Origin of the sequence: Bacillus sp. FSL P4-0334 (assembly GCF_038004825.1) — a bacterium.
Classification (GTDB): Bacteria; Bacillota; Bacilli; order Bacillales; family Bacillaceae; genus Bacillus; species Bacillus velezensis.
Map to the genome: position 1 here is coordinate 1,627,182 of NZ_JBBORX010000001.1, position 22,825 is coordinate 1,650,006.

At 46.7% G+C, this 22,825-nt stretch carries 25 protein-coding genes, 1 pseudogene and 1 riboswitch; of the genes and pseudogenes, 14 read left to right on the forward strand and 12 right to left on the reverse strand.

Annotation, left to right across the window (positions count from 1 at the left end; translation table 11 throughout):
* The first annotated feature begins 67 nt into the window (after positions 1-67).
* On the forward strand, positions 68-907 hold the full coding sequence (locus tag NSQ37_RS08415; RefSeq protein ID WP_007409314.1) for a helix-turn-helix transcriptional regulator: 840 nt from the start codon (positions 68-70) through the stop codon (positions 905-907).
* A gap of 41 nt (positions 908-948) precedes the next feature.
* Here the strand turns inward: NSQ37_RS08415 and NSQ37_RS08420 are convergent, their stop codons facing one another.
* The gene (locus NSQ37_RS08420) at positions 949-1,692 is read right to left on the reverse strand and encodes a sulfite exporter TauE/SafE family protein (protein WP_015416927.1); all 744 of its coding nucleotides are present in this window, start codon (positions 1,690-1,692) and stop codon (positions 949-951) included.
* 157 nt (positions 1,693-1,849) lie between these two features.
* Positions 1,850-2,308, reverse strand: coding sequence for a GNAT family N-acetyltransferase (locus NSQ37_RS08425; RefSeq protein WP_032866763.1), 459 nt, complete (start codon positions 2,306-2,308; stop codon positions 1,850-1,852).
* Positions 2,309-2,439: 131 nt separating this feature from the next.
* Here NSQ37_RS08425 and NSQ37_RS08430 point away from each other — a divergent pair, with 131 nt between their 5' ends.
* The 4 genes from NSQ37_RS08430 to NSQ37_RS08445 all read left to right on the forward strand — a co-directional run bounded on the left by NSQ37_RS08430 (position 2,440) and on the right by NSQ37_RS08445 (position 5,960).
* A complete protein-coding gene (locus tag NSQ37_RS08430) occupies positions 2,440-3,261 on the forward strand; it encodes a MerR family transcriptional regulator (RefSeq protein WP_032866761.1) in 822 nt (273 codons plus the stop codon).
* 215 nt (positions 3,262-3,476) lie between these two features.
* The gene (locus NSQ37_RS08435; protein WP_032866760.1) at positions 3,477-4,349 is read left to right on the forward strand and encodes a DMT family transporter; all 873 of its coding nucleotides are present in this window, start codon (positions 3,477-3,479) and stop codon (positions 4,347-4,349) included.
* A 175-nt stretch (positions 4,350-4,524) separates the two neighbouring features.
* Positions 4,525-5,142, forward strand: a complete 618-nt coding sequence (locus NSQ37_RS08440; protein ID WP_032866758.1) for an NUDIX hydrolase — start codon at positions 4,525-4,527, stop codon at positions 5,140-5,142.
* A 35-nt stretch (positions 5,143-5,177) separates the two neighbouring features.
* On the forward strand, positions 5,178-5,960 hold the full coding sequence (locus NSQ37_RS08445) for a class I SAM-dependent methyltransferase (RefSeq protein ID WP_032866755.1): 783 nt from the start codon (positions 5,178-5,180) through the stop codon (positions 5,958-5,960).
* Between the two features lie 48 nt (positions 5,961-6,008).
* Here the strand turns inward: NSQ37_RS08445 and NSQ37_RS08450 are convergent, their stop codons facing one another.
* Positions 6,009-7,067 carry a tartrate dehydrogenase gene (locus NSQ37_RS08450; protein ID WP_032866753.1) on the reverse strand — a complete coding sequence of 353 codons (1,059 nt, stop codon included), beginning with the start codon at positions 7,065-7,067 and terminating at the stop codon, positions 6,009-6,011.
* Between the two features lie 182 nt (positions 7,068-7,249).
* On the opposite strand from NSQ37_RS08450, the gene NSQ37_RS08455 reads away from it, so the two are divergent.
* Together NSQ37_RS08455 and NSQ37_RS08460 are read left to right on the forward strand one after the other, a co-directional pair.
* Positions 7,250-7,936 (forward strand): GntR family transcriptional regulator, encoded by a 687-nt coding sequence (locus NSQ37_RS08455; RefSeq protein ID WP_032866750.1) that lies wholly within the window; start codon positions 7,250-7,252, stop codon positions 7,934-7,936.
* A 141-nt stretch (positions 7,937-8,077) separates the two neighbouring features.
* Positions 8,078-9,271, forward strand: a complete 1,194-nt coding sequence (locus tag NSQ37_RS08460) for a macrolide family glycosyltransferase (RefSeq protein ID WP_025284340.1) — start codon at positions 8,078-8,080, stop codon at positions 9,269-9,271.
* Between the two features lie 56 nt (positions 9,272-9,327).
* On the opposite strand, the gene NSQ37_RS08465 is transcribed toward NSQ37_RS08460, so the two are convergent.
* Positions 9,328-9,582 (reverse strand): hypothetical protein, encoded by a 255-nt coding sequence (locus NSQ37_RS08465; protein WP_007409304.1) that lies wholly within the window; start codon positions 9,580-9,582, stop codon positions 9,328-9,330.
* A gap of 231 nt (positions 9,583-9,813) precedes the next feature.
* On the opposite strand from NSQ37_RS08465, the gene NSQ37_RS08470 reads away from it, so the two are divergent.
* Together NSQ37_RS08470 and NSQ37_RS08475 are read left to right on the forward strand one after the other, a co-directional pair.
* Positions 9,814-10,083 carry a hypothetical protein gene (locus NSQ37_RS08470; protein ID WP_007409303.1) on the forward strand — a complete coding sequence of 90 codons (270 nt, stop codon included), beginning with the start codon at positions 9,814-9,816 and terminating at the stop codon, positions 10,081-10,083.
* Between the two features lie 136 nt (positions 10,084-10,219).
* A pseudogene (locus NSQ37_RS08475) lies at positions 10,220-11,575 on the forward strand (serine hydrolase).
* Positions 11,576-11,627: 52 nt separating this feature from the next.
* Here NSQ37_RS08475 and NSQ37_RS08480 read toward each other — a convergent pair.
* Positions 11,628-11,801 carry a hypothetical protein gene (locus NSQ37_RS08480; RefSeq protein WP_007409301.1) on the reverse strand — a complete coding sequence of 58 codons (174 nt, stop codon included), beginning with the start codon at positions 11,799-11,801 and terminating at the stop codon, positions 11,628-11,630.
* A 196-nt stretch (positions 11,802-11,997) separates the two neighbouring features.
* Here NSQ37_RS08480 and NSQ37_RS08485 point away from each other — a divergent pair, with 196 nt between their 5' ends.
* Positions 11,998-12,564, forward strand: coding sequence for a YdhK family protein (locus tag NSQ37_RS08485; protein ID WP_014417056.1), 567 nt, complete (start codon positions 11,998-12,000; stop codon positions 12,562-12,564).
* Between the two features lie 51 nt (positions 12,565-12,615).
* Here NSQ37_RS08485 and NSQ37_RS08490 read toward each other — a convergent pair whose 3' ends face one another.
* Complete coding sequence (locus NSQ37_RS08490) at positions 12,616-13,776, reverse strand: MFS transporter (RefSeq protein ID WP_007409299.1); 1,161 nt, start codon at positions 13,774-13,776, stop codon at positions 12,616-12,618.
* Positions 13,777-13,830: 54 nt separating this feature from the next.
* Positions 13,831-13,930: riboswitch (purine riboswitch) on the reverse strand.
* Positions 13,931-14,107: 177 nt separating this feature from the next.
* Here NSQ37_RS08490 and NSQ37_RS08495 point away from each other — a divergent pair.
* From NSQ37_RS08495 to NSQ37_RS08505, 3 genes are all read left to right on the forward strand, one after another.
* Positions 14,108-14,824 carry a GntR family transcriptional regulator gene (locus NSQ37_RS08495; RefSeq protein WP_007409298.1) on the forward strand — a complete coding sequence of 239 codons (717 nt, stop codon included), beginning with the start codon at positions 14,108-14,110 and terminating at the stop codon, positions 14,822-14,824.
* A gap of 121 nt (positions 14,825-14,945) precedes the next feature.
* Positions 14,946-15,632 (forward strand): FadR/GntR family transcriptional regulator, encoded by a 687-nt coding sequence (locus NSQ37_RS08500; RefSeq protein WP_100001257.1) that lies wholly within the window; start codon positions 14,946-14,948, stop codon positions 15,630-15,632.
* The gene (locus NSQ37_RS08505; RefSeq protein WP_341123563.1) at positions 15,622-16,836 is read left to right on the forward strand and encodes a CynX/NimT family MFS transporter; all 1,215 of its coding nucleotides are present in this window, start codon (positions 15,622-15,624) and stop codon (positions 16,834-16,836) included. Before NSQ37_RS08500 ends, NSQ37_RS08505 begins: the two co-directional genes overlap by 11 nt.
* A gap of 59 nt (positions 16,837-16,895) precedes the next feature.
* Here the strand turns inward: NSQ37_RS08505 and NSQ37_RS08510 are convergent, their stop codons facing one another.
* The 6 genes from NSQ37_RS08510 to NSQ37_RS08535 all read right to left on the reverse strand — a co-directional run bounded on the left by NSQ37_RS08510 (position 16,896) and on the right by NSQ37_RS08535 (position 21,544).
* A complete protein-coding gene (locus NSQ37_RS08510; protein WP_007409295.1) occupies positions 16,896-17,210 on the reverse strand; it encodes a DMT family transporter in 315 nt (104 codons plus the stop codon).
* Complete coding sequence (locus NSQ37_RS08515) at positions 17,210-17,539, reverse strand: DMT family transporter (RefSeq protein WP_341123565.1); 330 nt, start codon at positions 17,537-17,539, stop codon at positions 17,210-17,212. Before NSQ37_RS08515 ends, NSQ37_RS08510 begins: the two co-directional genes overlap by 1 nt.
* Positions 17,540-17,611: 72 nt before the next feature.
* On the reverse strand, positions 17,612-18,193 hold the full coding sequence (locus NSQ37_RS08520; protein WP_007409294.1) for a TetR family transcriptional regulator: 582 nt from the start codon (positions 18,191-18,193) through the stop codon (positions 17,612-17,614).
* Between the two features lie 116 nt (positions 18,194-18,309).
* Entirely contained in the window at positions 18,310-19,872 is a 1,563-nt protein-coding gene (locus tag NSQ37_RS08525) for an APC family permease (protein WP_007409293.1), read from the reverse strand.
* A 238-nt stretch (positions 19,873-20,110) separates the two neighbouring features.
* Positions 20,111-20,965, reverse strand: coding sequence for a manganese catalase family protein (locus NSQ37_RS08530; RefSeq protein WP_007409292.1), 855 nt, complete (start codon positions 20,963-20,965; stop codon positions 20,111-20,113).
* 111 nt (positions 20,966-21,076) lie between these two features.
* The gene (locus NSQ37_RS08535; protein ID WP_059368353.1) at positions 21,077-21,544 is read right to left on the reverse strand and encodes an SRPBCC family protein; all 468 of its coding nucleotides are present in this window, start codon (positions 21,542-21,544) and stop codon (positions 21,077-21,079) included.
* A 127-nt stretch (positions 21,545-21,671) separates the two neighbouring features.
* Between NSQ37_RS08535 and NSQ37_RS08540 the strand changes: the two genes are divergently transcribed.
* On the forward strand, positions 21,672-22,673 hold the full coding sequence (locus NSQ37_RS08540; RefSeq protein ID WP_015239286.1) for an NADPH:quinone oxidoreductase family protein: 1,002 nt from the start codon (positions 21,672-21,674) through the stop codon (positions 22,671-22,673).
* Positions 22,674-22,825: the final 152 nt, after the last annotated feature.

The window sequence follows — 22,825 nt, forward strand, 5'->3', positions numbered from 1 at the left end:
TATCCTATTACAAGTTGTTGATTATCCTAGTATAATGAATACCAGGGTAAGAGAGGAGAGATTCGGTATGATACCAGAAGGAAGATTGCAGGCGCTCTCAGAGTTTTTAAAAACGCAGCGGGCCAAAATTTCTCCGCAGATGGCCGGGCTGCCGATGGGTACACGGAGAAGAACGCCCGGACTCCGAAGAGAAGAGGTCGCGCAATTAGCCGGCGTAAGCACCACGTGGTATACGTGGCTGGAGCAGGGCAGAGACATTAAAGTGTCCGCAGCCGTATTGGACGCCGTTTCCGATGCGCTGCAGCTGAACAAAGATGAGAGAAATTATTTATACGCGCTTGCCATTGAGGAGGGCGTGAAGCAGCCGTTTGCTGCGGAGGAAGAAGCGGTTATCAGCCCGTCCCTTTCAAAAATCCTGCAGGAGCTCCGTTATTGTCCCACCATTATCTCGGACAGGCGGTGTCATATCGTAGGGTGGAACCAGGCTGCGGCGCACGTGTTTTTAGATTTTGAACAAATTCCTCCTGAAAAGCGGAATCTCATAGAGCTATTGTTTTCCAGAAAAGAATTAAGAAGTTTAGCCGTGAACTGGGAGCACTTTGTGAAAGGATTCATCGCCATTTTCAGAACGTATTACGGCCAGTATGTAGCTGATACGTGGTATTCTCAGTTTATAGAAGAAATGGAGAAAACGTATTCGGAATTTCATACGCTGTGGAATGAGAGCGAAGTCAGCTCGGCACCCGAAGTATTAATTGAGTTCCGCCACGCGAAGGCGGGAAAAATGGTCTTTAACCTGACTTCATTTCAGGTTCAGGGCAACAGTGATCTGCGTTGCAGTGTGTATACGCCGGTAGATCATACCGAAACGGAAGCAAAGCTGAAAAAGCTCTTCGAAAACAGATGAAGAACAGAACAAAACGGGAGGCGGCCGCCTCCCGTTTCAGTTTAAAATAAAAGCATGAGACCGGCGATGGCCGGTGTTAAAAAGATGGCTGATTTCAGAATGACTTTCGGCACGAGGTTGGTGAATTTCGCTCCGACATATGCGCCGCACATCGTTCCGATCAGCACTTTGACCAACAGCATATAATCGACAAATCCTTCCGTCACATAACCGAGTCCTCCGCCGACCGCAAGCGGGATAATGACAAGCATGGTGGTGCCGACCGACTGGCGGATGGATAAGCGCAAAAGAATCATTAAGCCGATTTGGATGAAAGGGGCAGAGCCGATCCCGAACGTTCCGGACAAGATTCCTGCGATGACACCGAGTACAACAGCTTTCACCCATATGTTCAGATTGCTTTGCTGTCCGGAATCTTCTTGTGTTTCTTTTACAATAAATAACCGGACTAAAATAAGCAGAGCAGATAAAAACAGCATGCCCGCCGTCAAGTAATGCAGCAAATCTGCGGGGATAAGGGAAGTAAGCCTTGCCCCGAAAAACGAACCGAATGCCGCAAAAACGCCGACGATGAGACCGATTTTCATCTGAATATTGCCTTCACGGTAGTGGCTGAATGCCCCCGATAAACTTGTGAAAGCCATTCCGGCAAGGGAGGTGCCTAAAGCCGTATGAATCGGTACGTGAAACAGTATAGTTAAAAGTGCAATGACAAAACCGGCTCCCCCGGCGCCGATAAACCCGAGAATAATCCCGAGAAGAAACATAACGAGTATAATAAGCACAATCTTCTCCTCCATTTAGATGCCTGATCACCATGTTCCGCTCCGCTGTATCAGGTTTTAATAATCGACCGTAGTCCGTCGACCGTCGTCTAATATCTTTATGTTATCTCAAATTTAAGGTATTGGCAAGAAGACGAATTGCTTTTATACAGAGGGTTTACAGCTCTTTCACCATCACTTTTTCACCATTGAAGTCCAGCTCTCCATTGAATAAGAAGCCGAATTTTTGATAAAGCCGCAATGCGTGGACGTTATCTTCAAACAGGCTTAAATAAATCCGTCTGCAATCATATATTTGAGTGAGATGACGGATTAGGGCATCAAGCAACAGCTTGCCCAATCCCCGTCCCTGATAGCGTTCATCAATAAAAAAACGGTCAAGCCACACTCTGCCGTTTTCATTTTCCTCATCATATTCCGGAAACCATCCGTACATGGCAAAGCCGACCAATTCCCCGTTAACATAAAGACCGGCCGGCTGATAATGCCGGCAATCCTCAGCATCTTGTAAGCACTCTTCCGCGGTTTCAATAAATGAAGTCTGGCTTTCCCTTACATGAAGCGCCAGTATATCGGCACGGTTTTCTTCCGTGACTGTTCTGATTTCAATCGTCATACTTGATACTCCTCTTCCGCTTTTTTTGAGACGGTAAAGCTTTCATTACGTAAGCCATTTGTGAATCAGCCTTCTCTCGGATACAATGATCATCATAAAGGATATGGTTACCGTATAGTCAAGGAGGCATTATGAGCGAAGACGTCAGAAAATACTTCACAACGGGTGAATTTGCAAAACTGTGCCACGTAAAAAAACAAACCCTGTTCCATTATGACGAGATCGGCCTGCTTTCTCCGGAAATCAAAAAAGCGAACGGATACAGATACTATTCCTATCATCAATTCGAACTGTTTCAGGTCATCGGTCTGTTTAAGGAGGTCGGCGTGCCCTTGAAGCAGATCAAACCGCTCTTAACAGACAAAACCCCTGAGGGTATCATCACGCTTTTAAAAGAGAAATCTTCAGAAATCGAAAGCAAAATCAAAAAGCTGGAGCACCTGCAAAGGATGATTCGGACAAAGGTGAAGCTGACCGAACAAGCCTTGGAGACAGACTTTTCCTCCGTCTCATTGCAGCGATTAGATGAAGAGACACTTATGATAGGACGGCCCGTACTCCATTTGCCAGAACGGCAATATACTGCCGCCATTTCAGAATTGATCCGCTATATGCGGGTACATGAGCTCGATCAGGGGCATCCGGTCGGCGGACTGTTTGCGCGGGAGCAGATTCTGAAAAAAGAATTCTACAACTACACCCATTTTTATATGAAGACAGAAGAAGGCATAGAGAATAGAGACCTCCATATCAAGCCGAAAGGGCTTTATGCCGTCGGGTACCAAATAGGGGATGAAGCGGAAGCGGCTTACCGCAGCATCATGCAGTTTATTGAAGAGTATGGGCTGGAAATGGGCGATTATGCATATGAAGAATATATGCTTGATGAGGTTGTGGCGGACGGGTTTGACAATCAGATCACAAGAATCCAGCTCCAAGTCCGCAATCCATAAAGCCGATGCCGCCGTTCATTTACGTCTTTTAACAAACCTTGTATAATGAGAAAAATCAGATTGCAATTGAGGTGAAAAACGATATGTTTCTAGCGCCCTTATTTGAACATGATGTACCGGCAGCACTTCTCCGCCCTTAATGGAGGAAAGTGACTGCGCTTCTCTCCGTTAGGGCATATGACGTGACCTAATATGATAACGGAGGGTGCATCAAATTGAAAAATACATTGTTCGGTTCGATTTATTTGGCATTGGCCGCCAGTATCTGGGGCGGTATGTATGTCGTTGTAAAAGTTGTGGTAGCGGTCATTCCGCCGCTTGAACTGGTATGGCTGAGATATGCGGTGGCGCTTCTTTCGCTTTTGATTCTCAGTTTATTTACACGCCAATCCTGGAAAGTTCATAAACGTGATTTATTACTGATCGCTGCGATCGGATTGATCGGCAACACGGTTTCGATCGTCACGCAGGAAATCGGCACGAAATTATCAACCGCGCAGATGGGTGCGATTATTACGGCATCCACTCCCGCATTTATGGTTGTATTTGCCCGGCTGATGTTGAAAGAACGGTTAACGCTGAAAAAAGGAATATCGACAGGGCTGGCGACGATCGGAGTATTGCTCATTGTGGGGAACGGAGATCTCAATATGTCGAGCCAGCTCGGCGGTCTCTCGCTTCTGGCTGCGGCGCTGACATGGGCTTTGATGTCCGTGCTGATGAAACGGGTTCCCGGCCATTACTCACCGCTTGTCGTCACAACGTATTCCATTTGCGTCGCATTTGTCATCCTGACCCCGTTTACAGCGGGCCCGCTTCGGGAGATTCCTTTGTCTCAGCTTGCCCGGCCTGAGATATGGGGCGGACTTTTATATCTGGGTGTGATCTCAACCGCCTGCGCGTTCTTGCTTTGGAATCGCGGATTGCAATTACTGAATGCGGCAAGCGGCGGTCTGTTTTTCTTCTTTCAGCCGCTTTCCGGGACTTTGCTCGGCTGGCTGCTGCTGGGAGAGACGATCGGAGGAACCTTCTGGATCGGGGCGGCTCTTATTGTTTCAGGCGTCGTTCTCGTCATGAAAGAAAAATAGAAAATGAAAAAAAGCCATTCAGCAAATGAATGGCTTTTTTCTGATTTTCCGGCAGGATTCGCTCCGTCATACACAGAAAACAAGGAGCAGAAACGGATCATGGGCATCGGTACTCTCAAGGTGCAATATCCTGACTCTTGGGGTTTCGTCAATTAACATAACGGGCGGTGAAAAAATGGAGCCAAAATGGCTTGAATGGGCAAAACAGCTTCAATCCGCGGCGCAAGCGGGGCTGGCTTATTCCAAAGACATATATGATATTGAGAGATTTGAAGAAATAAGAAAAATAAGCGTGGATATCATGGCGCATCATACCGGCATCGACAAAAGGGTCATAAAAGACGTATTCGCCGGTGATACGGGCTATCCCACTCCGAAAGTTGATATCAGAGCGGCAGTTTTTAAAGATCAGAGCATATTAATGGTAAGAGAGAAAAGCGACGGCAGATGGGCGCTGCCGGGAGGATGGGCTGATATCGGGATTTCACCGGGCGAGACCGCTGTCAAAGAAGTAAAAGAGGAGTCGGGAATCGACGTAAAGCCCGTTAAACTGTTAGCTGTAATGGATAAGAAATGCCATTCCCATCCGCCGTCCGCCGCCCACGTTTACAAAGTGTTTATCAAATGCGAGATCATCGGCGGCCGGATCAGGGAGGGAACAGAAACAAGCGCCGCCGGCTTTTTTGGGGAAACGGAACTGCCGCCGCTATCTGCCGCCCGCAATACAGAAAGTCAGATTGAAAAGATGTTTGCGTATTTCAAACATCCGGACGAACCCGTTTATTTTGATTAAGGCAGCAAGCAGAAAGAAAAGGGGGCCCGAGTATAATGGAGGATTCAATTAAACAGCAGGCGCAGCGGCAATTTGCCAAAAACGCCGCGAAATATGTGACTAGTCCAGGACACGCCGCAGGAGAGGATTTGGCTTATCTCGTTTCAGCTTCCGGTGCCGAAAAGCATATGGACGTGCTGGATATCGCGACGGGAGGCGGACATACGGCTAACGCTCTCGCTCCTCTCGTACGCTCTGTTATCGCATATGACCTCACGGAAGAAATGTTAGCAGCCGCTGAAGCATTTATATCCGGAAACGGATGGACGAACGTGTCATTCAAAAAAGGCGATGCTGAAAAGATGCCGTTTTCCGATGCTGCTTTCGATATCGTCACATGCAGAATCGCGGCGCATCATTTTCCCGATGTCAGAGCCTTTGTTCATGAAGCGTTTCGGGTTGTCAAACCGGGCGGCAGACTGCTTCTCATTGACAATACCGCACCTGAAAAGGATGAATATGACCATTTTTATAATGACATTGAAAAGAAACGGGATCAGAGCCACTTTCGGGCGTGGAAAAAAACAGAATGGCTCCGTTTTCTGGAGACAGCCGGCTTCCGGATTGAATCCGCTGTCTGCTTTTTGAAACCATTTCAATTTACCGTCTGGTGTGAACGGGCAGGCCTGACTGAAGAGAAAGCCGCATTACTGGAAAAACAGATGCTGGATGCTCCTCGTGATATACAGCGGTTTTTTTCTGTAGAAAAGGATCAATCAGGCCGTATTGCAGGCTTCACAGGTGAATCGGCCTGTTTCTGCGCGATCCGTCCCGTCTGAGACGAAAAAAACCGCTGTGCAGTTTTCCTGCCCGCGGTTTTTTTCGTATTATCTGTTCTTGATTTGAGAAATAATAGCGGAAGTGACATCTTCCGTTGTATGTTTTCCGCCGACATCAGGAGTCAGAATGCCGCTGTTTGTGACCGTTTCAATAGATTGTAAGAGGAGATGGCCCAGTTCCTCTTCTCCGAATGAATCGAGCATTAATTTCGCCGTCCATATTTGGCCTATAGGATTGGCAATTCCTTTTCCGACAATATCCGGGGCGGAGCCGTGAACAGGCTCAAACATGGAAGGATATTTGCCGTTTACATTGATGTTGGCTGCGGGAGCGATTCCGATGCTTCCCATAATCGCCGCGCCGATATCTGTCAGCACATCTCCGAACAGATTTGAAGCGACAATGACATCGAAGCGTTCCGGCTGCGTGACAAAGAAGGCCGCCAGTGCATCGATGTGCTGGGAATCCGTCTCAATCCCGGCGTACTCACGGCTGACCTCTTTAAAGATGTCATCCCAGAACGGCATCGAGTGAACAATACCGTTTGATTTCGTCGCGCTTGTGACGTGTTTCCGCCGACTTGCCGCCAGTTCGAAAGCATACCGCATCACTCTTTCCGTACCCCGGCGGGAAAAGACCGCGTTTTGTATGGCGATTTCGTCCTCACCCTGATAGATTCTGCCGCCGACAGAGCTGTACTCGCCCTCACTGTTTTCGCGGACGACTATCAGATCAAAATCCTTCGGGTTAACGAGGGGGGAAGTGATACCCGGCAGGAGCTTCGCCGGCCGCACATTAATCACCTGTTCAAATTCCCGGCGTATCCTGATGAGCAGCCCCCACAGCGAAACATGATCGGGGACGAGTTTTTGATTCCCCACCGCTCCCAAAAACAAAGCATCAAAGTGCTGTAACCTTTCTAATCCATCATCCGGCATCATAGTCCCGTGCTCCAAATAATACTCGCAGCTCCACGGAAAAGAAGTGAAATCAAAGGCAATGCCTCCATGTAATTCGGCGATCGCGTTCAACACCCGCTCCGCTTGAGGGACTGTTTCTTTCCCCACACCGTCCCCCGGTATGCTGGCAATCTTGTATGTTTTCATGTTTCCGTCACCTCTGAATGAATTGTTTTCGGTTTACGGCAGACTGTCGACCGTCGTTCATCATAATTCCATATTACGCCACATCCGATATGCTGACAAGCTCGGGAATGTTGCTTCCATAGATAAACTGTTATATGATCTTGGTAACAATAAGGCCTAAATTGTATGAAGAGGTAGGAAAGATGGATAATTTTAAATTAGATAAGCCAATCCCGTATTATCTGCAATTTTATTCCCAATTGAAAAAAATGATATTTGACGGGATTTTTAAACCGGGTGAACGGCTGAATGAGACTCAGCTGGCCAAGGATTTCGGAGTCAGCCGGTCGCCGGTCAGAGAAGCCATGCGGCTCCTTGAAAAGGACGGGCTTCTGACGGCAGACGATCGAAACGGCTTTGTCATTTATTCTTTGTCCGTTAAGGATGTTGAAGAGATTTATAAAATCAGAATGTCACTTGAATCACTGGCGGTCGAACTCGTTATTGATGAAGCGGTTGAGAGTGAAATTGACCTCATTGAAAAACAGCTGCGGGAGACGGAAGAAGCCATCAATAAAGGCGTCAAAGAGACTGAGATTATTTCCTTAAACGAGTCGTTTCATAGGCTCCTTGTGGATTTCAGCCGCAACAGCCGGCTGGCCATGCTGCTTGAGCATGTCAATGTGCTGATTCATTTTTGCAGAGTTCTTAATTTTAAAGGCGATGACCGTGCGGAGGTTATCCTGCATGAGCACCGGAAAGTCTTTGAAGAAATAAAAAAGGGCGACAAAACAAAAGCCGTGCAATATATGACGGAGCATCTCAAGCATGATGAAGAACATCTGAAAGGCGTGCTGAGAGCGGAAGAAACAGACGAATCATCACGATAGACAAGGCGAAATGCCTTGTCTTTTTTTTGCCGATGTCATCGAACCGTCATAAAGACCTGACGGATGTTCCTTGCATGATTTTTTCCGCGTCATTTATGATGGATATGGAAGAGACGCAAAAAAGGCAAAGGAGATTGAAAAATGGCGAAACATATTCTGATGATCAATTTTCCCGCAGAAGGACACGTAAACCCGACATTGGGTATGACAAAGGCCTTCAGCGAACGGGGCGATCACGTTCATTATATCTCAACGGAAAAATACAAAAGCAGACTGGAAGGAGTAGGGGCGAAAGTTCATCTTCACAGCGATCTGCTCAGAATGACACCTATTGATCCCGGCAGTCCGTCCGGCATACTTGCATTTTTAAAGGTTCATATCAAAACGTCACTGGAGATTTTACATATTGTGCAGCGGCTGGCAGAGGACATTCAATTCGACGCCGTCTATTATGATAAATTCGGTGCGGGAGAGCTGGTGCGGGATTATCTCAACATTCCCGGCATCTCTTCTTCAGCATCCTTCCTGTTCAATGAAGACCGTCTGAAAATACTGCCGCTCCACCCGGAATCGGGCGTGCCGTTTCAGCCGGACAGGGAATGTGAAGAGCTGTTGGCCGAGATGAAAGACAAATACGGTGTCGCCCCTGACAGCATGGTTCAATTTATGAACAACACAGGTGAATTGAACGTCGTCTATACAAGCAGATATTTTCAGCCCGAAAGTGAGACATTCGGAGATGAGTATTTATTTATCGGTCCGAGTTTTCCGAAGAGAAAAGGGCGCGTCGACTTCCCGATTGACTCACTAAAGAATGAAAAAGTCATTTATATCTCAATGGGAACGGTGCTCGGGGACACGGAAGCGTTTTTCAATCTGTGCATAGAAGCGTTCTCAGATTTTGAAGGAAAAGTAGTCATTGCCGCCGGGGAAAAAGCCGATCTGTCGAAAATCAAACAGGCGCCGGAAAACTTTATCATCGCCCCGTACGTGCCGCAGCTTGAAGTGCTGGAGCAGGCCGACGTGTTTGTCACGCATGGCGGAATGAACAGTGTAAATGAAGGCATTCATTATCAAGTGCCGCTGGTCGTCATCCCGCACGATAAAGACCAGCCGATGGTTGCGCGCCGCCTGACTGAATTGGATGCAGGCTATACCGTGCAAAAAGATGAAGTGAGCGCTGAAAAGGTAAAGCTTGCCGCGGAAGAAGTGCTGCATAACGGAAAATACAAACAAGGCATTCAAGCCATTAATGAAAGCTTTAAAGAATGTACGGACATGAAGGATGTTCTCGCCCGGATCGACCGGTTTATTGAACAAAAACATGCTCAATAATACATGGAAAAAGCCTGTTTCCTCTGTCAAGGGAAACAGGCTTTTTATAATGGCTTTTAGATGATGTGATGTTCTGCATTTGCAAGTTTCACAAGAGTCAAAAGAGATTCTGCCTCACGTGCGTCGAGTGTTTTTGCCAGACGGTCTTTTTCAAAGATCTGCTGGCCGAAGACATTCACTGACGCCTGGTCAACCGCTGTGTGCCAGTTCTTTTGTGAATGATTCTCAGAAAAAGAGAAAACGAACACGGTGAAGACCGCTATAAGCATCGCCATGACCCAAAATTTTTGCCGATTTCCTGCTGCTGACATAGGCCGCCTCCTAAACATTTTACTGGTATTAGATCATATATGAGCTGTTTTTAACAGAGTAAAGAAGTCATTATTTCATGTAGTCCAAATGAAACGGAGCACAGCCGAAAGCCCGCCGGTCAGGCCGATGAGCCAATTCATATTTTGTTCATATTTTATTAAAAGTTTATCCAAGTCTGTCCTTTACAGTAGATATAACCACAAAATGCTGCTGAAAGGAGCCTTTAAAAAATGCATATTCATATGATCAACAAAAACCAGTTTGAGAGTGACTTGGAGGCGGCCGGCTTCAGCCGTCAGGCAGATGATATTATCGGCAAAATGAAAGAGTACGTAACGGAATACGCGGCTTCATCCGAACGGTTCCTGATTGAAATTCAAACCGTCATGAACGAATACAAAGCCGTCGTCTGCGCGATGTTTTCGACCATGGAAATTGCCGGTGCAAATAAAGACGAGAAGCATGTTGAATTCGAAGCCTGCACAGTATTGTGTGAATAAAAGACATTCATCAAACCTCCGCGGCTGCCTGAACGGCAGTATACTGACTGGTGTTCCGGAAAGGGAAAATATTGAAACTTCTAAAGCGGCCGTTCGTATAAAAGGGTAAATCAGCTTGTATATGGAGGTTCGTGAAATGAACGAAAAGAAAAAACAAGCGTTTGAACAGCTTTTCAGCACTTTAGACGAAAGACATGAAATAAACGGCGCTGTATTGGCAGCGGAAAACGGCCGCATCTTATACCAGGGTTCATTCGGCGCTGCAGAACTGAAAACAAAGAGGATGCTGAATGACCAATCGGTCTTTGAATTGGCCTCGTATCGAAGCCGTTTACAGCTTTAGGCGTTATCATTTTAGAGCAGCAAGGGAAGCTGCGTTATGACGATATGATAGAGCGGTGGCTTCCTGATTTTCCTTATCCGGGCATTACCATTCGGCATTTACTCCATCATACGTCAGGATTGCCGGACTATATGGAGTTGTTCTTAACACATTGGGACCGGGACAGAATTGCCGTTAATCAAGATGTGATCAATATGCTCAAGCAGCATAAGCCGGATGCTTATTTCCCGCCGGGCAAGGAGTGGCTTTACAGTAATACGGGGTATGTGGTGTTAGCGGTTATTATAGAAATTGTATCAGGCATGAGTTTTGCTGAATTTATGAAACAAGCCGTATTTCATCCGCTTCGTATGCACGATACGCGGATTTATAACAGAAGGCTGAGTAAAGAAAACATTCCGAACTATGCATATGGCTATGTGTATGATGTTCATTCCGGAGAATATGTGCTGCCGGATGAACTTGAGGAAACTGATTATGTCGTCTTTCTTGACGGCATTCAAGGTGACGGAACCGTTAACTCCGCTATTAGAGATTTATATCTGTTTGATCAGGCTTTTTATACGGAAGAAATCATCGGCAAAGAGTCTAAAGATCAAGCGTTTACACCGGGCTATTGGAATGAAGAAGAGCAATTCGGATACGGATTTGGCTGGATGATTCAAAACAGCCCCCAAAAAGGGAAGGTTATCAGTCACGACGGAGGCTGGCCGGGCTATTCAACTCTGATGATCCGGTATATTGACCAGAATAAAACATTGATTTATCTCAGCAATATGGAACAATCGTATCAATTTGAACAAGCTGTAATTGCCGCGGCTGTAAACATCTTATTTGATCAGCCATACGTGATTCCGAAACGTCCGGCAGATCAGAAAAAAGCAGATATCGATCCTGCGATTTACAGCAGATTTACCGGCAATTACTCATTTCAGGATGACACACAGCATCGGTGGCGGTAAAAGAAAACCGATTGTATCTTACAATAGACGGGCAGACTCCATTCGAATTATTCCCAATGACGGAAACCCGTTATTTTGTCAGGGCGCTGCCGCTTGAAATTGAATTTGCAGGTGATAAAGCACAAACAGCCCCACATTTGTTTTATATCAGGACGGCACAGAAGAAACGGCTGTGCGGATAGACTGAGTGACATGCAAAACAAAACCGCCGTCCTGAGAAGACGGCGGTAATAGAAAAGTCAAACCCCTTTGATGACGCGAAATTTTCTTTTCGGCTCTGACATAAATATAGAAGAAAAAATCATAGCTCCGAGCATTGTGATGTATTCCATATAAAGCGAAACTTCTGCCAAAACCAACCCCGCAATCATTAAAACAGCGCCCAATACCACCGCAAAAACCTTCGTTTTCATGATGAGTTCCCCCTATTATCTGATAATTGAATTATACTGCATCTCCATTAATGTGTACATTTTGTGAACAATTTCACCTGATGAAAGGCAATAAAGAGAGAGTTGAAGAATTAGGAGAAATGACAGGCCATCTTTTTGTTTTACTGAAGAAACGAAAGGGAAAGTGAAAAATCAAAAAGGCAAAGGAGTTCTTGAAATGAAAGCGAGACTATTTTTATTCAGCATGTTTCTCCTGATCCCCGTTCTGGCGCTTGCCGGATGCAACAGCCAATCTTCAGGAGGAAGCGAAAAAGCGAAAGACAAAGAAACGCACTCTCACGAAGACATGAATCACTCAGGTTCATCCGAGGTGCCGAAAGGTTTAAAGAAGGCCGAAAATCCGACTTATAAAGTCGGCAGTGACGTTATGATTTTAGCTTCTCATATGAAAGGCATGAAAAATGCGCAAGGAACCGTAAAAGGTGCTTATGATACAACGGTTTACAGTGTATCTTACACTCCGGAAACGGGAGGAAAGCGCGTCGAAGATCATAAATGGGTCATTCAGGAAGAGCTGAAGGGCGCCGGTAATAAAACGTTAAAACCGGGTGACAAGGCCGTGATCGAGGCATCCCATATGAAAGGCATGAAGGGCGCCGAAGCCGTTATTGATTCAGCCAAAAAGACAACCGTTTATATGGTCGACTATACACCTACTGACGGCGGCCAAAAAGTAACCAATCATAAATGGGTGACAGAAGACGAGCTTGCTGCCGCAAAATAAAAAGACCGCAAAAGCCGAAGGAACTCCTTTGGCTTTTTTGCGGTCTCACATTTATGCGGATTTTCTTTTCAAAGCGGGTCTCGTTAAAGAGAATACAGCTAACGCGACAGCGATAATGACAATCAAACCGCCGCACCAGGCTGTTGCTGTGACTGAACCGGTTTGTCCGATCACGCCGCCGCCGATGGCTGACCCGAGCGCGATGCCGATCTGCAAAGCGGACGTGTTGAAGCTTTGCTGAATATCGGAAGACTCAGGCGCAATTTTGATTAAATAGCTTTGCTGCGCCGGCGCAAGGCTCCAGCTGAGCAATCCCCAGATCACCATCGCAGGCAGGAAAATGATTAAAGAAACCGTTGTCAGCGGAAGAATAAACAGGATCAGAGCGAAAGAAACGGTCACAAGCATGATGCTTTTAAATGCTCCTAAACGGTCATACAGCCAGCCTCCGAACGGGCCGCCGCATACCGCTGACAGACCGAACAAAAAGTAGCATACACTGACCCAAACGGAACTCAAATGAAGCGTTCTTTCCAAAAAAGGCGCAAAGTAGGCATAGAGTGTGTAATGCCCCGCCAATGTAAACAAGGTGACAAGATGTGCGCTGGCAATTTTGGCGGTCCCGATCGTCTTGATCTGCTCACGAAACGGAATCATTTTTTCGGCAGGTATTTTTTCAAAAAAGACGCTGATAATCAGCATGGAAACGAGAGATAATACGCCGATTCCCAAGAACAGAACGCGCCATCCGAAGGCATTGCTGATGATAATACCGACAGGCACGCCTAAAGCGATTGCGGAGCTGAACCCCATGAAAATGATGCCGATCGCCCGCGCTCTGTATTCAGGCGCCACGATTTTAGGAGCAATCGTTAAAGAAAGGACGACAATCAGCCCTGTGCTCATGGAAGCGAGCACCCGTGACACCATAAGTACGGCGAAATTGGGACTGAAATAAGCCACCAGATTACTTAGGAAGAAAATAAACAGTGCGATTAAATAAAGCCGCTTTCGTTCAGCCTTTGCCGTCACCGCCAAAAGCAGCGGGCCGGATACCGCGTAACCGAGCGCAAACACGCTGATCAGCTGCCCCGCGCTGACGATAGATATATCTAAGTCGGAAGCGATTTGCGGAAGAATACCGCCCACAATTAATTCAACCAATCCGACTGCGATGGTAGATGCTGCAAGCAGAAATACTTTGAAATTCATGTACAGATACTCCTTTTTTTATTTTTTAGAAAATAAAAAATCCTGATTACAAAAAGTGTACGGGACAATTTTTGTAATCAGGATTTTACGGTTCCTGGTAGACACCCTCAAACCATATCATTGAGGTTATACAATGTATGCAATATTCGGTTGTGTCCGTTTCTGCAAAAAATTCTACCATAATAGTGAGAGAGATTCCATAGAAAATTCGAGGAAATCCTTTCAATTTCAATATCGGCGGCTGTAATGTCATTGATGAAGCAGGGAAAAAAATTTATGATAACCGTAAGGAGTCTATACAGATCAAACATTATACAGCCGGAGGAAACCGATGAATAAGTACGAAAAAATCGCCAACGAAATGAGAAAGAGGATTAAAAGCAGTGTATATGACATAGATCAGCCGATCCCGGATGAAAAGACGCTCGCTGCGGAGTTCGGGTGCAGCCGGATGACGATGAAGCGGGCGCTTGATACACTTGCGGCTGAAGGGATGCTTTTCAGAAAAAGAGGGCACGGCACGTTTATCATTCAATCAGCCATGCAGGATGAGCACGTTCACGTAGTCAGCAACGAAATTCTCGGTCTGAGCAATTTGTTAAAAGGAAAAAATATCAAGAGCAAGGTCATCCGGTTTGAAGTGCAGTTTCCGTCTCAAGATGTCGCCGCACATTTGGCCATTGATGAAAAGACTCCCGTCTATTATGTAGTGAGGCTCAGAATTGTTGAAGGCGAACCGTACGTTCTTGAAAAAACGTACATGCCGGCGAGCCTTATACCCGGCATTAATGACGAGGTGCTCAACCATTCCATCTACGATCATATTACGCGGGAACTCCAGCTCAAAATCGCAGGCTCACACAGAAAAATCAGAGCGTGCAAGTCGGATGATATGGATCAGCAATATCTCGGCTGCCGGCCGGATGACCCGATACTTGAAGTCGAGCATGTAGGCTTTTTGGACAACGGCACTCCCTTTGAATATTCATTTTCCCGCCACCGTCATGACAAGTTTGTCGTGACCTCAGTCAATATAAAACGTTCATAAAAGCGCCGAAGAGTGAGAGAAAAACTCACTCTTTTTTTGTTGCCGCTGATTTACATCTTCGCTTTTTTTATGTTATATTACCCAATGATAGAATCATCCTACAAATTTCAGAGGTGTTTTGATGGAGATATCCAAAACAAGCAGACTGTCGCTCGTAGAACAAGTGGTGACGCAAATTGAATCGTTAATTCAATCGGATAAATGGCCGGTCGGGACGCGCATTCCCCCTGAGCTGGATTTAATGAAGCAATTTGATGTGAGCCGAAACACATTGCGTGAGGCCATTCGGGCGCTCGTACATGCCGGCCTGCTTCAGACAAGGCAGGGGAGCGGTACGTATGTCAGCTCATCCAGTGTTCTCGGCGCGGCATTTTACCGCCATATTAAAAAATCAAATTTGCTTGAAACATTAGAAGTCAGATACGCACTCGAAAGAGAAGCTGCGCGATTGGCGGCGGAAAGGCGTAATGACGAAGACCTGAAAGCACTGAAGGCATGCTTGGATGAATGTGAAGCGGCCTTGCAAAATGAAGATCGAAAACGGTATGCCGAGGCTGACATTAAACTGCACAAAACCATTGTACAGGCGGCCCATAACAACATGCTTTCTGATCTTTACGAGCATATGACGGAGGCGCTTTGTGCGTCAGTCCATAACCTGTTGGAAATCACCCCTGCTATACGGATCCACACCCAGCTTGCCGCCGCGATTATCGGACAGAAACCGGATCAGGCCATGGAGGCCGTCAACCAATACATCACAGTATTTAAAGATACAATACGCATGGAGGATGAACATGAAAATTAAAGACGAACGTCAAATTCTGCAAGCAAGTCAGCGTAAAAAACTGATATTGCTGGTCATCGGAGTCATATTGATAGGGGCCAACCTTAGAGCGCCTCTGACATCGGTCGGGCCGCTCGTTTCCTCAATTCGGGACAGCCTCGGCATGACCAATGCGGCTGCCGGCACTATTACGACAGTGCCGCTTTTGGCCTTTGCATGTCTGTCACCGTTTGTTCCTTTATTGTCCCGGCGCTTCGGGACCGAGATTGTGTTACTGTCATCATTAATTGTCCTGACAGCCGGAACTCTGCTGCGCTCCATCGCCGGAATCGGCACTCTCTTTTTCGGAACGATCCTGTTGGGATTGTCGATCGCCGTATGCAATGTCCTGCTGCCGAGTCTCATTAAACATAAGTTTCCCGGAAATTTAGGCATCATGACCGGCGTCTACTCGGTTTCTATGAATCTGTGCGGCGCGATTGCATCCGGCATCAGCGTGCCGATCGCCTCTTCAGCGGGGTTAGGCTGGAAAGGCGCGCTCGGCTGCTGGGCTATCCTTTCTTTCATTGCGTTTGTCATGTGGATTCCGCAAATGCGAGGACGCGAACTGCCCGTCCGCACGACTGGGACAAACGGAGAGAAGAAAAGCAGTCTGCTGCGGTCTCCGCTTGCTTGGAAGGTGACGATGTTCATGGGGCTGCAATCCCTTATTTTTTACACCGTCATCGCTTGGCTGCCGGAAATTCTTCAGCAGAATGGACTCAGCTCAAGTAAGGCGGGATGGATGCTTTCATTAATGCAATTCTCAGTCCTGCCGATTACTTTTATCGTGCCGATCGCTGCCGCTAAAATGAAAAATCAGCGCGCACTCGCCGGACTGACAGCTTTATTTTTCCTTATCGGCATTGCCGGCGTTCTTTTCGGAAGCCCGGCTCTCACTCCGCTATGGGTCATTTTAATCGGAATTGCGGGAGGCTGTGCATTCAGCTTGGCGATGATGTTCTTCAGCCTGCGGACCCGGCATGTTCATGAAGCCGCGGCGCTTTCCGGCATGGCCCAGTCATTCGGATACCTGCTTGCCGCGTTCGGGCCGCTCGTATTCGGTTTGCTGCATGACATCACGCACGGCTGGACGGTTCCGTTATTCATGCTGATCGCAGTCTCCGTTCTGATTTTCATTTTTGGAGTCGGAGCGGGAAAAGCGGAACAGATCAAAACAGCATAAAAAAACAAAGGGCCCGCTTAGGGTCCTTTGTTTTTTATTTAAAAAGCTGTCTCAGGCCGTCACGTTGTCAGTTTTAAGCCGATGACACCAATGAGGATAAGCCCTAGAGACACCAATTGTGACAGATTGAATTTTTCTTTAAACCAAAGTATGCCCACGGCCGAAACGCCGATGCTTCCCATGCCGGTCCAAGCCGCATACGCGACACCTGTGGGAAGAACCTGCATCGCTCCGGAAAGGCAAAAGAATGAAAGCATAAAGCCTGTTACCATGACAATCAGCGGCCACTTTTTTTTAAAACCGTCAATATGTTTCATGGCAACGGCCGCTACAACTTCCTCCGCTCCGGCAATAAATAACAGCAGCCATGCCATTAATGTTCACCCCTTGTTTCAGTTTCTTTCGTATATACCTTCATTCCTAAAATGCCGGACAACAGCAAAGTCAAAAAGAATATTTGCCCGATTGAAAACGATTCGCCTAAAATGACGCCCGTTACATATGTGCCGACGGTGCCTATTCCGACAAAAACGGTATATGCGGCAGCCATTGGAATTTTTTTATAAGAGCGGATCAGCATCAGAAAGCTGACGGCAATCAGAAGGAAAATACCAATCCAATCAAAGAGCGAATCCGCATGCTTCAGGGCGGACGCCCAAACTACTTCTAACAGTCCGGCTATCAATACAAGCAGCCAATACATGATACAGTCACCTCAGTTATGAATGAATGTCAGTCATTTTTACGGCGGTCAAAAATGATCGGTCTCTGCCAATCATTTCTGCAAGCTTCTTTTGAGAAAGCTGAATATTTCTTTTTTATATACTTCGAGATCGACATCCTGTTCACAGCCGATATAAAACCGTTCAGCCGCGTTCTCGACAACGTTGATAATCGTTCTGGCCGTCCATCTGACATGAATGCCGCTGTGGACCTCACCCTGTTCAATGGCCGTATTGATCACGCCTTCCAGCCAGGAATAATAAGGCTGATAAATGGCTTCCCATTTCTCCATTGAATGATCGATGGCAAGACCGGAATAACAGAGAACGATAATATCTTTATGAAGCCGGGTGATGTGAAATGTCTCATCTACCAAAATGTCCAGCAACGTCCAAAAATCTTCAGAACCGTCCGTTTTCCCTTTTATTCTGTCCAGCGTAGTGTCGAGCAGGTTTTCTGCAATCGCGGATATCAGTGCGTTTTTAGAAGAAAAATATAAATAAAACGTACCTTGGGCCGTTCCGGCTTTTTTGACGATTTCTGAAATGGATGCTTTGTCTAATCCTTTTTCAGAAATGACTTCAATCGCGGCTTGCAGGATCTTTTCGTATTTTCCCGAGCTTTGTTTTGCCAATAGAGGGGTTCCTCCTTTTATGAATGACTGTCATTCATTTTATCGCATGTTCTCTTTTTTGTCATCCCTTAAAATAAAAATACCGGAAAGAAGACCATACTTCTTTCCGGCATTCGTCATTTATCACTGTCGATCATAGCCTTCGGCAGTCCCGTATATTTTGCCCAGTAATAAATACCGAGCGAACCGATGGCGATCAGAATCAGGTCAAGCGGATTGCTGATAATGCCCAATCCGTGGCCGAACGAGCCGAGATAGGAGAAAATCAGCATCATGACATAAAAGCCGACGATCCACCATGCTGATTTCAGCTGCTGCCGTATGCTGACATCATCTTTGGGAGCATATTTACTGAAACAGAGATAGATCAGAAACATGACAATTTGAGAACCGAGAAGCCAGGATACGGTGCGCCATCCGGACCAATATACAATATAAGAGGTAAAAATAAACGACAGCGGCCCGATGATGCTCATCCCTTTTAAATAAAACGGTCTGTTAATATTCTTCGCGTTGACTCTCAGCGCCGCAGAAGAAATCGGCGCAATCGCATAAGACAGAATCAATGCGACGGAGCATACGTTGACAAGAGCGTTCCAAGAAGGGAACGGAAGCGTCCAAAAAACAGCCAGACCGAACGAAAGCCAAAGGGAGGCACGCGGTGTCCCGGTTTCTTTATTGACTTTAGAAAAAATGCTGAATAATGTTCCGTTTCTGGCCCAGGCATAGACGAGACGTGAAGTCGTATTCATAAAGATATTTCCGTTACCGCCCGGTGATAAAATCGCATCTAAAATGACCAATGTCGCCAGCCACCCCAAACCGAGCAAAACGGCGATATCTTTGAACGGAAGGGAGAATTCAGTCCCGATAGCCGGCCATCCGTGCTTCAGGGTATCCGCCGGGATCGCCCCGATAAAAGTGAGCTGCAGCACGGTGTAAATAATAGTAGAAACGATAATACAGACAATCAATGCGATCGGAATGTTCCGCTTCGGATTCTGCACTTCACTCGCGACAGCCACAATCGGATGCAGCCCAAGGTATGCAAACATGACGCCGCCTGTGGAAATCGCGGCCTGAATTCCGGTGAAGCCAAAAGGCGCGAATCCGTGAACGGTCATATTGCCCGGGTGAAAATGAAAAATCAGTACCACAATTACCGTAATCGGTACGACATATTTAAAAATCGAAATAATGAAGTTTGCTTTCGCAAAGGTTTTGACACTCCAGTAATTGAGGAGGAAGAACAGGCAGAGCAGCGCAAATTGCAATATCCACCCGGCAATTGTCGGAGAATCGGAGCCTTTTACGGTCAAACCGGGAAACCAATACGCCACGTATTGGCGGACTGCCGTGACTTCTATAGAAATAAGACTCGTGTATGCCACAATGGTGACAAAGGAAATTAAATATCCGACGAGGTGTCCGTGTGAATATACGGGATACCGGATAATTCCCCCGGTCCGCGGCAGCGCGGCGCCCAGTTCCGCATAAACCAAGCCGATCAATAAGATGATTCCCCCGCCGATCAGCCAGGAAAAAACGCCTGATGGGCCCGCTTTAGAGGCGACGTTGCTGACGGCAAACAGCCATGCCGAACCGAATATGGCTCCCATGCCGATTAAAATAAGATCAAAAAGTGACATAGTTTTCTGGAAGTTTCCTTGCTTAGACATTCGCTGCCTCCTTAGAAAAGACATTGTTCTCTTTACATAATTCCCATTATCATTCAAACATACCCAGCCGGCCGGCTGGAAAATTAGGACAACTTTCGAAACGAAGTATGTACAGCAATGTGCTCACATTATAATAACGGCCGTATGGCAAGATCTCCCGGCTTATATTCCCCGTTTTAAACACATTCAAACCTCATATTCAGAAAAACAAAAAACGCCCGAAACAGGCGTTTTTTTGTTACAAGTTCATATCTTTCAGTCCGGGGCTGTGCTCATTCGGAAGCTCAGGAAGTTCCGGCACGGGGAAACCTTTAGGAGGCTCGGACACACTTAATTCGCCGCCGTTTCGGCTCGGCGTCGTTCCCTGCAGAATTTCTCCGATCCGTGTCGGATCCAGTCTGAAATTAAATTGGGTATTATGATAACCCATCTCAACGAATTTCCGGCATTCCGGGTATTTTTCAATATCATAATTCGGCACGGGAAATAATTTGCCCCATTCGACACCCAGTGTTTCCAACGCTTTTGTAAATGCATTTTGATGGGCGTTGTCACGGACGATCAGAAAACCGAGTGTTTCTCTGAACGTCTGATTTGAACTCATTTCATAAATGCGCGTCTTTTGCAGCACGCCGGTTGATTCCAGCACGACATTGTCCAATAAATCGGAAATCAGATTCCCGTGGTTGTATACCCAAGACCCGTTCCATGGATTGCCGCCGGCGTCTACAGGAAGAGAACTTTGCGCTCCGATGATAAAATGGTGCGGATTGGCGTGTTTAACTGCTTCGTCAAGCGGCGCCTGATCTGCTGCCTGATTTCCGGGGCCCTCAGCGCCGCTTTCGTCGAGCAGCGCATTAATCGTATGCTGGACAAGCTCAACGTGTGCGATCTCTTCTAAAAATACACCGCGAAGCAGGTCACGGAACTGTTTTTCTTTTCCTCTGAAATTAGAGCTTTGGAAAAAGTATTGCATCATCGTCCGCATTTCTCCGTAGTGCCCGCCTAAAATTTCCTGAAGCACCTTGGCCGCGGCCGGGTCCGGCTTGTCCGGTTTAATGATATTGATCAGCTCTTCTTTGTAATAATACATAAACAGCGCCCCCTGAAAGAAGTTTTCGGTTCTTCTGTTAGTGTCTTTGCAAAGTCAGTTTTTATGTATCGGCATCAAAAAAAGGACGGAAAGCGTGTCCGTCCTTCTGTGTTAAGCCTCAACAGCCCCGCGAAGTTTCGAGTTGACAAGCCCGTTCCATCCTTGATCCATCGTACTGTGAATCTCGGAGCTTTTCCGATTGACTTTATTGATGACGGCTTCCGGCTCTTTCCATCCGCCGTGAATGAGAGTGAATTCCGTATCTCCGCTTTCTGTTTCCTTTAAGACAAAAGAAACGATCCAGCCTTCCGTATCCCACGAAAAAGAAAGGCGGTACGGCGCTTCAATATCCAGCAGCTTGCACGGAGACGGACCGAACGGAGATTCCAGCTGAAACTCACTGTCTTCTTGAGGTGTGAAATCATTCGGCATAAACCAGAGAGACAGGCCGTCCGCAGTGGAGACCGTATCCCAGACAACTTGTATCGGCGCCTTGAAAACGGCGGTATGAATAATGTCCGGTAATGGCTGATTGCTGCTGCTGTTGTTTTTGTTATCTTTGTTTTGTTTATCAGACATGATGCGTAACCACTCTTTCGCTGTTTTTACTTTTGATCATACTACACGGGGCAGGACATTTGAAATCAAATCAAACTTATTCTATGCTTTTCCAAAGCCATTCAATTCATTTTAAGGAGACGTAGTGATGACAGATCAATTTAAAGCGTTAGTAGTCGATCAACGTGAAGACCGGTTTTCAGTCAGCGTACGGGAGCTGGCGGTTCAGGACCTTCCCGAGGGTGAAGTGCTGATTAAGGTTTGCTACTCAGGGGTGAATTATAAAGACAGCTTGGCTGCCATTCCTGACGGCAAGATTGTAACGTCGTATCCTTTCGTGCCGGGAATTGATTTAGCGGGAATCGTCGTTTCCTCAGATGACGCCCGTTTCAAAGAGGGGGACAAAGTCATTGCGACAAGCTACGGCATAGGTGTTTCCCGCTTTGGCGGTTATAGCGGGATGGCCCGCATTCCGGCTGATTGGATCGTGCCGCTGCCTGAAGGTCTGACACTTAAAGAAGCCATGACGATCGGAACCGCCGGCTTCACTGCCGCATTGTCCGTCCAGCGTCTTGAAGAAAACCATGCCGCTCCTGAAAAAGGGAAGGTGCTGGTGACGGGAGCGACAGGCGGCGTCGGAAGCTTTGCCGTCTCCATTCTTTCAACCTTAGGTTACGAGGTCGAGGCCAGTACGGGAAAAGAAGACGAAAGCGGCTATTTGAAGAGCCTCGGAGCAAAGACGGTCATTCACCGTGACGAAGTGTATAACGGCACGTTAAAACCAATGCAAAAACAAAAATGGGCAGCGGCCGTCGATCCGGTCGGAGGTGAGCCGCTTGCTTCAGTTCTCAGCCAGATTCAGTACGGCGGATCAGTTGCTGTGAGCGGACTGACAGCGGGAACGAAACTCCCGTCTACAGTCTTTCCGTTTATATTGCGCGGCGTCAGTCTCTTGGGAATCGATTCCGTATTCTGTCCGATGGAGACACGAAAGAAAACATGGCAGCGTTTAGCTGATGACTTCAAGCCTGCAGATCTGGAGGCCTTTATTCAAAAGGAAATTACACTTGAAGAGCTGCCGGATACGCTTCCTGCTCTTTTAAAAGGAGAAGCGAGAGGAAGAACGATCGTTACAATAAACGAAGAATAAATCAAAAACCCCCAACTGCTGATTGGGGGTTTTCAATATATAATCAATTTTTTATCTAAAAGAGATTAACTATTGATCATATAGTGAAAATGAGTTGATTAAAAACATAAATTGATTACATATAGGTAATATAAAGGTAAGTTATAAAATTT

What these genes read in the sequence shown, in the direction of transcription:
- NSQ37_RS08425 (WP_032866763.1), bottom strand. Translation starts at nt 2,308, where the DNA reads ATGACGATTGAAATCAGAACAGTCACGGAAGAAAACCGTGCCGATATA.
- NSQ37_RS08445 (WP_032866755.1), top strand. Translation starts at nt 5,178, where the DNA reads ATGGAGGATTCAATTAAACAGCAGGCGCAGCGGCAATTTGCCAAAAAC.
- NSQ37_RS08455 (WP_032866750.1), top strand. Translation starts at nt 7,250, where the DNA reads ATGGATAATTTTAAATTAGATAAGCCAATCCCGTATTATCTGCAATTT.
- NSQ37_RS08485 (WP_014417056.1), top strand. Translation starts at nt 11,998, where the DNA reads ATGAAAGCGAGACTATTTTTATTCAGCATGTTTCTCCTGATCCCCGTT.
- NSQ37_RS08500 (WP_100001257.1), top strand. Translation starts at nt 14,946, where the DNA reads ATGGAGATATCCAAAACAAGCAGACTGTCGCTCGTAGAACAAGTGGTG.
- NSQ37_RS08465 (WP_007409304.1), bottom strand. Translation starts at nt 9,582, where the DNA reads ATGTCAGCAGCAGGAAATCGGCAAAAATTTTGGGTCATGGCGATGCTT.
- NSQ37_RS08450 (WP_032866753.1), bottom strand. Translation starts at nt 7,067, where the DNA reads ATGAAAACATACAAGATTGCCAGCATACCGGGGGACGGTGTGGGGAAA.
- NSQ37_RS08440 (WP_032866758.1), top strand. Translation starts at nt 4,525, where the DNA reads ATGGAGCCAAAATGGCTTGAATGGGCAAAACAGCTTCAATCCGCGGCG.
- NSQ37_RS08530 (WP_007409292.1), bottom strand. Translation starts at nt 20,965, where the DNA reads ATGTATTATTACAAAGAAGAGCTGATCAATATCATTAAACCGGACAAG.
- NSQ37_RS08505 (WP_341123563.1), top strand. Translation starts at nt 15,622, where the DNA reads ATGAAAATTAAAGACGAACGTCAAATTCTGCAAGCAAGTCAGCGTAAA.
- NSQ37_RS08470 (WP_007409303.1), top strand. Translation starts at nt 9,814, where the DNA reads ATGCATATTCATATGATCAACAAAAACCAGTTTGAGAGTGACTTGGAG.
- NSQ37_RS08495 (WP_007409298.1), top strand. Translation starts at nt 14,108, where the DNA reads ATGAATAAGTACGAAAAAATCGCCAACGAAATGAGAAAGAGGATTAAA.
- NSQ37_RS08525 (WP_007409293.1), bottom strand. Translation starts at nt 19,872, where the DNA reads ATGTCTAAGCAAGGAAACTTCCAGAAAACTATGTCACTTTTTGATCTT.
- NSQ37_RS08490 (WP_007409299.1), bottom strand. Translation starts at nt 13,776, where the DNA reads ATGAATTTCAAAGTATTTCTGCTTGCAGCATCTACCATCGCAGTCGGA.
- NSQ37_RS08460 (WP_025284340.1), top strand. Translation starts at nt 8,078, where the DNA reads ATGGCGAAACATATTCTGATGATCAATTTTCCCGCAGAAGGACACGTA.
- NSQ37_RS08430 (WP_032866761.1), top strand. Translation starts at nt 2,440, where the DNA reads ATGAGCGAAGACGTCAGAAAATACTTCACAACGGGTGAATTTGCAAAA.
- NSQ37_RS08480 (WP_007409301.1), bottom strand. Translation starts at nt 11,801, where the DNA reads ATGAAAACGAAGGTTTTTGCGGTGGTATTGGGCGCTGTTTTAATGATT.
- NSQ37_RS08540 (WP_015239286.1), top strand. Translation starts at nt 21,672, where the DNA reads ATGACAGATCAATTTAAAGCGTTAGTAGTCGATCAACGTGAAGACCGG.
- NSQ37_RS08415 (WP_007409314.1), top strand. Translation starts at nt 68, where the DNA reads ATGATACCAGAAGGAAGATTGCAGGCGCTCTCAGAGTTTTTAAAAACG.
- NSQ37_RS08535 (WP_059368353.1), bottom strand. Translation starts at nt 21,544, where the DNA reads ATGTCTGATAAACAAAACAAAGATAACAAAAACAACAGCAGCAGCAAT.
- NSQ37_RS08510 (WP_007409295.1), bottom strand. Translation starts at nt 17,210, where the DNA reads ATGGCATGGCTGCTGTTATTTATTGCCGGAGCGGAGGAAGTTGTAGCG.
- NSQ37_RS08515 (WP_341123565.1), bottom strand. Translation starts at nt 17,539, where the DNA reads ATGTATTGGCTGCTTGTATTGATAGCCGGACTGTTAGAAGTAGTTTGG.